The following is a 7,142-nucleotide window of genomic DNA, read 5'->3' on the forward strand; positions in this document are numbered from 1 at the left end:
GCCCGCCTGTGAGGCGGGCCGGGCTCCGGCGTACGTGCGCGACCGGGGGTCAGCCCCGCAGCGCGGCCCGCTTGCGGCGGAAGTCCAGCACCACGCCGACGGCCACGACCGCGCCGGCGACCAGGGTGGACAGGGTGACCACCTCGCGGTTGGCGTCGTCCACGAACATGTAGCCGATCACGAACATGATCAGTGCGGCGGTGGCCCAGGTCAGCCACGGGAACAGCCACATCTTCACGGTCAGCTTCTCGGGGGCCTCGCGGACCAGGATCCCGCGCATCTTCAGCTGGGTGAAGCAGATCACCAGCCAGACGAAGAGCGCGATGGCACCCGAGGAGTTCAGCAGGAAGTTGAAGACCGTGTCCTTGAAGGCGTAGTTGAAGTAGACGGCGACGAAGCCGAAGACCGTGGAGCCCAGGATCGCGGCGACCGGCACACCCTTGGAGTTGACCTTGGCGAACGCCTTCGGGGCGTCGCCGCGCTCACCGAGCGAGAAGGCCATGCGGGAGGCGGTGTAGAGGCCCGAGTTCAGGCAGGACAGCACGGCGGTCAGGACGATGACCTCCATGATCGTGCCGGCGTGCGCGATGCCGATCGAGTCCAGGGCCGCGACGTACGAGCCCTTCTCGGTGATCGACTTGTCGTTCCACGGGAGCAGGGTCAGCACGATGAAGATCGAGCCGAGGTAGAAGACGCCGATCCGCCAGATGACGGAGTTGGTGGCCTGGGTGACGGCCTTGCGGGGGTTCTCCGACTCGCCGGCGGCGAGGGTGACGATCTCGCTGCCCATGAAGGAGAAGACGACCATCAGCACGCCGGTGAGGACGGCGCCGTAGCCGTTGGGGAAGAAGCCGCCCGCGTCGGTCAGGTGGGCGAAGCCCGCGCCCGGGTTGTCCGAGCCCGGCAGCACGCCGAAGACGGCGAGCATGCCGATGATCACGAAGGCGCCGATGGCGACGACCTTGATGCCCGCGAACCAGAACTCGAACTCACCGTAGGAGGCGACCGAGCCGAGGTTGGTGGCGGTCAGCACCGCCATGACGATCAGCGCCCAGCCCCACTGCGGGACGGCCGGGATCCAGCTCTCCAGGATGGCGGCACCGGCGGTGGCCTCGACCGCGAGCACGACGACCCAGAAGAACCAGTACAGCCAGCCGATGGAGAAGCCGGCCCAGCGGCCGAGCGCCCGGTCGGCGTAAGCGGAGAAGGAGCCGGAGTTGGGGCTGGCCGCGGCCATCTCGCCCAGCATCCGCATCACGAAGACCACCATCGCGCCGACCAGCGCGTAGGAGATCAGGATGGCGGGGCCGGCCTTGGCGATACCGCCGCCGGAGCCGACGAAGAGGCCGGCGCCGATGACACCGCCGATGGCGATCATGGACAGGTGGCGGTTCTTGAGACCGGCCTTCAGACCGTCGGAAGGCAGACCGTCACCGGGGTTGCCGGTGGGGTTGCCTTCCTTCTGAAGGGTCGTCGTGGAGCTCATGGACGGATCCTTAGGTTCTCGGGTTGCGAGCCCCGGCATTCAAACCTGAGATGAACGCAGGGCGGAAGACCCCAATCCGGATCGTTGCTTAGGGACGAACGTCCAGGACCTTGGTCCCGCCCTGTCCCATCTGCGGTCTTTGGGTTTACTTGAGCTTTAGAAGTGACTTACGCGACACCCTGCCGAGGTCCACCGGGGGCCTTCGTGCCACACTCGTTGCATGCGCGTGTACCTCGGATCCGACCATGCAGGCTTTGAGCTCAAGAACCACCTCGTGGACTGGCTCAAGAACAACGGCCACGAGCCCGTCGACTGTGGGCCCCACATCTATGACGCGGTGGACGACTACCCGCCGTTCTGCCTCCGTGCCGCGGAGAAGACCGCCGCCGACGCCGACAGCCTCGGCATCGTGATCGGCGGCTCCGGCAACGGCGAGCAGATCGCCGCGAACAAGGTCAAGGGCGTCCGCGCCATCCTCGCCTGGAGCGTCCAGACCGCCCAGCTGGGCCGCGAGCACAACAACGCCAACGTGATCTCCGTCGGCGGCCGGATGCACACCCAGGACGAGGCCGTCAGCTTCATCGAGGCCTTCCTCGCGACCCCGTACTCCGACGAGGAGCGCCACACGCGCCGCATCGAGATGCTCGCGGCGTACGAGCAGACCGGCGAGCTGCCCCCCATCCCGGCGCACCACCCGCAGGGCTGATTCCGCTTCCGGCCGTGTCGCCCCTCCGGGCGGTACGGCCGGTTTTTCTTTCCCCCGACTTCCCAGGAGCGTTGCCGTGCCCGAGGGGCATACGATCCACCGCCTCGCCCAGGACCACGCCGAGCGGTTCGCCGCCCGCCCGGTCCGGGTCAGCAGCCCGCAGGGCCGCTTCGCCGAGAGCGCCGCGCTGCTCGACGGGCGCGAACTGGAGAGCGCCGAGGCGCACGGCAAGCACCTCTTCCTGGAGCTCGGCGACGCCTGGATCCACATCCACCTCGGCCTCTTCGGCAAGCTCGGCTTCGGGCCGGCCCCGGCGCCGCCGGCCACCGACACGGTCCGGCTGCGGCTGCTCAACGAGGCGCACTACGCCGACCTGCGCGGCCCCACCGCCTGCGAACTGATCGGCGAGGGCGAGAAGAAGGCGATACACGACCGGCTCGGCCCGGACCCGCTGCGCCCGGCCGACGACCCCGACCGCGCCTGGACCCGTATCTCCCGCTCCCGCACCACCGTCGCCGCGCTGCTCATGGACCAGAAGGTGGTCGCGGGCGTCGGCAACGTCTACCGCGCCGAGGTCCTCTTCCGGCACGGCATCGACCCGTACCGGCTCGGCAAGGACCTCACCCGAGCCGAATGGGACGCCATGTGGGGGGACCTGGCCGCGCTGATGCGGGAGGGCGTGCGCAACAACCGCATCGACACCGTCCGTGACGAGCACCTGCCCGAGGTCATGGGCCGCCCGCCCAGGGTGGACGACCACGGCGGCGAGGTGTACGTCTACCGGAGGGCGAACATGCCGTGCCACATCTGCGGGGGCGAGATCCGCACCGCCGATCTCGCCGCCCGCAACCTCTTCTGGTGCCCGGGCTGTCAACAGCGCTGAATCAGCCTCGCCGGCGCCTGAGCCGCCCCACCCGGCTTCGCCGGCGCTTGAGCCGCACCCACCCGGCCCCGCCGACGCTTGAGCCGCCCCCACCCGGCTTCGCCGGCGCTTGAGCCGCCCCCACCCGGCTTCGCCGGCGCTTGAGCCGCACCCATTCAGCCTCGCCGGCGTTTGAGGCGCGGGGTCTGGGGCGGAGCCCCGGTTTCGGGAAGGGGCGGGGTGGGGGAAGGCTCCGCGCAGCGGCCCGCCCCGGCCCGGCCCGCGCGTGGGGTTCCGCCGGGGCCGGCCGCGCGACGGGGCGTCTCCTCGGGCGCCGAACGTTTCCAGGGGTCGGAGGGCCAAGGGTGGTTGCGTTCGGCCCCCTGCGGGGACGCCCCGACGCACACCCGACCCCGGCGGGGCGGGCCGCGCCCGGCGGGGCCGCCCCGGCACACGCCCGGCCCCGGCTGGGCCGTCTAGAAGCCGTGCGGGAGCCAGGGGGCCACGTCGCCGGCGAAGGCGCGGGAGGCCTCCGACAGGGCGCCCGGTCGCAGCTCGCGCACCCGGCCGGCCGCCGCCAGCGAGGTCAGGGTGATCCCGCCGAGGTACGCCGAGCCCAGCTCCCGGACCGACAGCTCCAACTCCGCCGGCTGCTCGGTCCGCGCGCAGGACACGGCCCCCTTGGCATCGGCGACCAGTCGCCACCGCCCCTCGTTCCACGGGCAGAACGCGTCCTCGACCTCCAGCACCACGTCCAGAGCCGCCCCGTACGTCCGCGCTTCGAGCGCCGCCGGCAGGTCCACCAGCCGTACGTGCAACGAGTCCCGCATCCGGGGCTGCGACCGCCGGACGTCGCTGACCAGGTGCAGCACCGGATCGTCCACCGGCCGCCGGTGCGCCCGTACCGTCCAGGTCAGGTCGATCCCGAAGAGGTAGCGCCACAGCGCCGCGTACGCCGCCGGGTCGAGCGCGTCGATGTCGCTCACCTCGACCTTGCCGTCCGAACCCGTCAGGTCCCACTCCGGCTTCACCCGGTAGCGGGCGTAGCCCACGACCTCGCCGCCCTCCCGCTCGGCGACCACGCACTTCAGCGGCGACCCGCCGTCGCGCGAGCCGGGCGGGTCCAGCAGGGCGAGCTGCTCCCAGCCGGGCTGCCGGAAGGGCATGCCCGGTCGGCCCGCGACCAGTTGCGCGTACACCCGCTCGCAGGCGGCCAGCGTCTCCTCCGGATCCGCCAGGCGCAGCGTCACGTCGTCGGTCCCCGGAGGCACGGAAATCCGAACGCGGGTCGCGTCGATGTCCACGGCGAGGGCGTACGTCGCCGTGGCGTACCCGAAACGCCCGTAGATCGCCGGATCCGAGGCCGTCAGCACGGCGAGTGGCTCGCCACCCGCCCGGATGTCGTCCAATTGACGGCGCATGAGGGAGGTCAGGACCCCGCGGCGGCGGTGGGTCGGGGAGACGCCGACCATCGTGACGCCCGCCGCCGGGACGAGCGCGCCGCCCGGCACGGAGAGGCGGAAGCTGAAGGCCCCGGCCGAGGCGACGCAGGCGGCGCCGTCCCAGACGCCCAGCGAGCGCTCCGTCTCCGTCAGCTGCCGGTAGAGCTTGCGCTCCTCGGGGGATTCGGGCACACCGCCGAACGCCAGTTCAAGGTGGTCGTACCAGACATCCCACTCATCGGCCTGCAATACGCGCGTCTCAAGAGCCATATGGCCATCCTTACCAGGGCATTACGGCTCAGTCGACATGTTTTCGAGCGTCGAAGGGCCCTCGGAGCGGGGGTACCCCTGCGCGCGCACAGCTGGGATGGATAGGGTCCCGAAGCAATGGCCCGAGCACGCGTGGAGACGCTCATGGCCCGGGCGCGCATGCTGTCGCACCGGGCGCGCACCGCCCTGCGCAAATCCGCCGTCGACTACTTCCGAGGCGACGCCTCCGACTGGCTCGCGTTCGGCGGGCTGCTGCTCACCGTCCCCGCGATCGCCTGCGGCACGCTGATGATGCCCGTCTGGTTCTCGCCCTCGGCGCTCGTCCTGCCGATCGTCGCCGGCGGCCTCCTGCTGCGCCCGGCGAGCCTCCTCGCCCTCTACGCCGCCTCCGCCGCCGCCCTGATCGTCGAGGCCCTCGTACTGGGCCCGTACACCCAGGGTCCGGCCCGGGTCACCCCGGGCACCGTCCTGGTCGTGGCCGCCTGCGGCTTCTTCGGCCTGGTCATCGCCCAGTTCCGCAGCCGCGTCGGCGTACCGTGGCGGCGCGGCGGCACCATGCTCTTCGACCTGCGCGAACGCATCCGGGTCCAGAGCAAACTGCCCGCCCTGCCGCGCGGCTGGCACCGTGAGATGGCGCTGCGCCCGGCCGGCGGCCAGTCCTTCTCCGGCGACTTCGTGGTCGCGGCCCGCACGAACGGCGGCCGGACCCTGGAGATCGTCCTGACCGACGTCTCCGGCAAGGGCATGGAGGCGGGCTCCCGCGCGCTCCTCCTGTCCGGCGCCTTCGGAGGCCTGCTCGGCGCCCTGCCCCCGCACGGCTTCCTGCCCGCCGCCAACGGCTACCTGCTCCGCCAGGACTGGGACGAGGGCTTCGCCACCTCCATCCACCTCGTCCTGGACCTGGAGACCGGCGACTACGAACTCCTCTCCGCCGGCCACCTCCCCGCCCTCCAGCTCTCCGCGGGCACGGGCCGCTGGCAGGAGAAGACCGGCGAGGGCCCCCTCCTGGGCGTCTACGACGGCGCGGAATTCACCCCGGCCCGAGGCAACCTCCGCCGCGGAGACGTCCTGATGCTCTTCACGGACGGCCTCGTCGAGACGGCCGACCGCGACATCAGCGAGGGCATCGACCGCCTCACGGGCGAGGCCGACCGCTACGTGGCGGCGGGCTGGGAGGGCGCGGCCTGGCACCTGATCGAAAAGGTCGCGAAGGACGTCAACGACGACCGAGCCCTCCTCCTCATCCGCCGCTCGCCGTAACCCCCCCGCCCTCCCGGGGTGGGGTTTGCCCCACCCTCCGTCCGCCGGGCCGCGTCATGGTCGCGGGCGTGCGGTGATCCGTAGCGTCGGAGGCACGAACAGGACGGCAGACGGCGCGGAAGGCGGCACACCATGGGGCTCCGGCGGAGCAGGCGGCGGCAGCAGCAGCAGGAGCAGGAGCAGGGGCGGAACGGCGGCCCGGCGCAGGCGCCCCACGCGTACGACACCACGGCCGCCGTCGAGCTGCGCGGCGTACGGCGTGCCTACGGGCGCGGCGCCACCGCCGTACACGCCCTGCGCGGCATCGACCTCACCCTCCCGCGCGGCAGCTTCACCGCAGTGATGGGCCCCTCCGGCTCGGGGAAGTCCACCTTCCTCCAGTGCGCCGCGGGACTCGACCTGCCCACCGAGGGCTCCGTCCGCCTCGGCGGCACCGAGATCACCGGCATGGACGAGAACGCGCTCACCGAGCTCCGCCGCAGCCGCCTCGGCTTCGTCTTCCAGGCCTTCAACCTGCTGCCTTCCCTCACCGTCGAGCAGAACGTGCTGCTCCCGATGCGGCTCGCCGGCGGCCGAGAGGACCGCGCCCGGGCCGCGGACCTGCTGGCCCGCGTAGGCCTGGAGGGCAAGGGCCGGCGCCGCCCGGCCGAACTCTCCGGCGGCCAGCAGCAGCGCGTCGCCATCGCCCGGGCCCTGGTCACCCGTCCCGACGTGGTCTTCGCCGACGAGCCCACGGGCGCCCTGGACACCACCACCGCCGCCGAGGTCCTCGGGCTGCTGCGGTCCGCCGTCGACTCCCTCGGCGCCACCATCGTCATGGTCACCCACGACCCGGCCGCCGCGGCCCACGCCGACCAGGTCCTCTTCCTCGCCGACGGCCTCATCGCCGACCGCCTCCCGCGCAGCCCGGCCACGACGATCGCCGCCCGCATGACCACCCTCACGACCCGCTCCTACGCGGGCACGGCGGCGGCATAGGCCTTTTCCTTCGGATCGGGCGGCTGCCACCTGGGCCGGCCCGGCCGGGGCCGGGCGCGCGCCGGGGCGTCTCCTCGGGCGCCGAACGTTTCCAGGGGTCGGAGGGCCGAGGGTGGTTGCGTTCGACGCCCTGCGGGG

General features: G+C 72.2%; 6 protein-coding genes. 4 read left to right on the forward strand and 2 right to left on the reverse strand.

The genetic code is table 11. The features are described from left to right. Window positions 1-49: 49 nt before the first annotated feature. The gene (locus ACFV9H_RS40815; RefSeq protein ID WP_385408968.1) at window positions 50-1,486 is read right to left on the reverse strand and encodes an amino acid permease; all 1,437 of its coding nucleotides are present in this window, start codon (window positions 1,484-1,486) and stop codon (window positions 50-52) included. 220 nt (window positions 1,487-1,706) lie between these two features. Between ACFV9H_RS40815 and ACFV9H_RS40820 the strand changes: the two genes are divergently transcribed. Together ACFV9H_RS40820 and ACFV9H_RS40825 are read left to right on the forward strand one after the other, a co-directional pair. Next, window positions 1,707-2,192, forward strand: a complete 486-nt coding sequence (locus ACFV9H_RS40820) for a ribose-5-phosphate isomerase (protein ID WP_385408970.1) — start codon at window positions 1,707-1,709, stop codon at window positions 2,190-2,192. A gap of 76 nt (window positions 2,193-2,268) precedes the next feature. Further along, window positions 2,269-3,075, forward strand: coding sequence for an Fpg/Nei family DNA glycosylase (locus tag ACFV9H_RS40825; protein ID WP_385408972.1), 807 nt, complete (start codon window positions 2,269-2,271; stop codon window positions 3,073-3,075). Window positions 3,076-3,530: 455 nt separating this feature from the next. On the opposite strand, the gene ACFV9H_RS40830 is transcribed toward ACFV9H_RS40825, so the two are convergent. Then, entirely contained in the window at window positions 3,531-4,766 is a 1,236-nt protein-coding gene (locus tag ACFV9H_RS40830) for a GNAT family N-acetyltransferase (protein WP_385408974.1), read from the reverse strand. Window positions 4,767-4,883: 117 nt separating this feature from the next. Here ACFV9H_RS40830 and ACFV9H_RS40835 point away from each other — a divergent pair, with 117 nt between their 5' ends. Together ACFV9H_RS40835 and ACFV9H_RS40840 are read left to right on the forward strand one after the other, a co-directional pair. Beyond that, window positions 4,884-6,026: a PP2C family protein-serine/threonine phosphatase gene (locus ACFV9H_RS40835; protein WP_385408976.1), complete on the forward strand. Its 1,143-nt coding sequence runs from the start codon at window positions 4,884-4,886 to the stop codon at window positions 6,024-6,026. Window positions 6,027-6,158: 132 nt separating this feature from the next. Continuing rightward, a complete protein-coding gene (locus ACFV9H_RS40840; RefSeq protein ID WP_385408978.1) occupies window positions 6,159-7,004 on the forward strand; it encodes an ABC transporter ATP-binding protein in 846 nt (281 codons plus the stop codon). The last annotated feature ends 138 nt before the right edge of the window (window positions 7,005-7,142 follow it).

It is taken from the genome of Streptomyces sp. NPDC059874 (genome assembly GCF_042731135.1).
Lineage (GTDB): Bacteria > Actinomycetota > Actinomycetes > Streptomycetales > Streptomycetaceae > Streptomyces.

Excerpts from the sequence above, each read along its gene's own strand:
- ACFV9H_RS40840 (WP_385408978.1), top strand. The coding sequence starts at position 6,159 with ATGGGGCTCCGGCGGAGCAGGCGGCGGCAGCAGCAGCAGGAGCAGGAG.
- ACFV9H_RS40820 (WP_385408970.1), top strand. The coding sequence starts at position 1,707 with ATGCGCGTGTACCTCGGATCCGACCATGCAGGCTTTGAGCTCAAGAAC.
- ACFV9H_RS40815 (WP_385408968.1), bottom strand. The coding sequence starts at position 1,486 with ATGAGCTCCACGACGACCCTTCAGAAGGAAGGCAACCCCACCGGCAAC.
- ACFV9H_RS40835 (WP_385408976.1), top strand. The coding sequence starts at position 4,884 with ATGGCCCGAGCACGCGTGGAGACGCTCATGGCCCGGGCGCGCATGCTG.
- ACFV9H_RS40830 (WP_385408974.1), bottom strand. The coding sequence starts at position 4,766 with ATGGCTCTTGAGACGCGCGTATTGCAGGCCGATGAGTGGGATGTCTGG.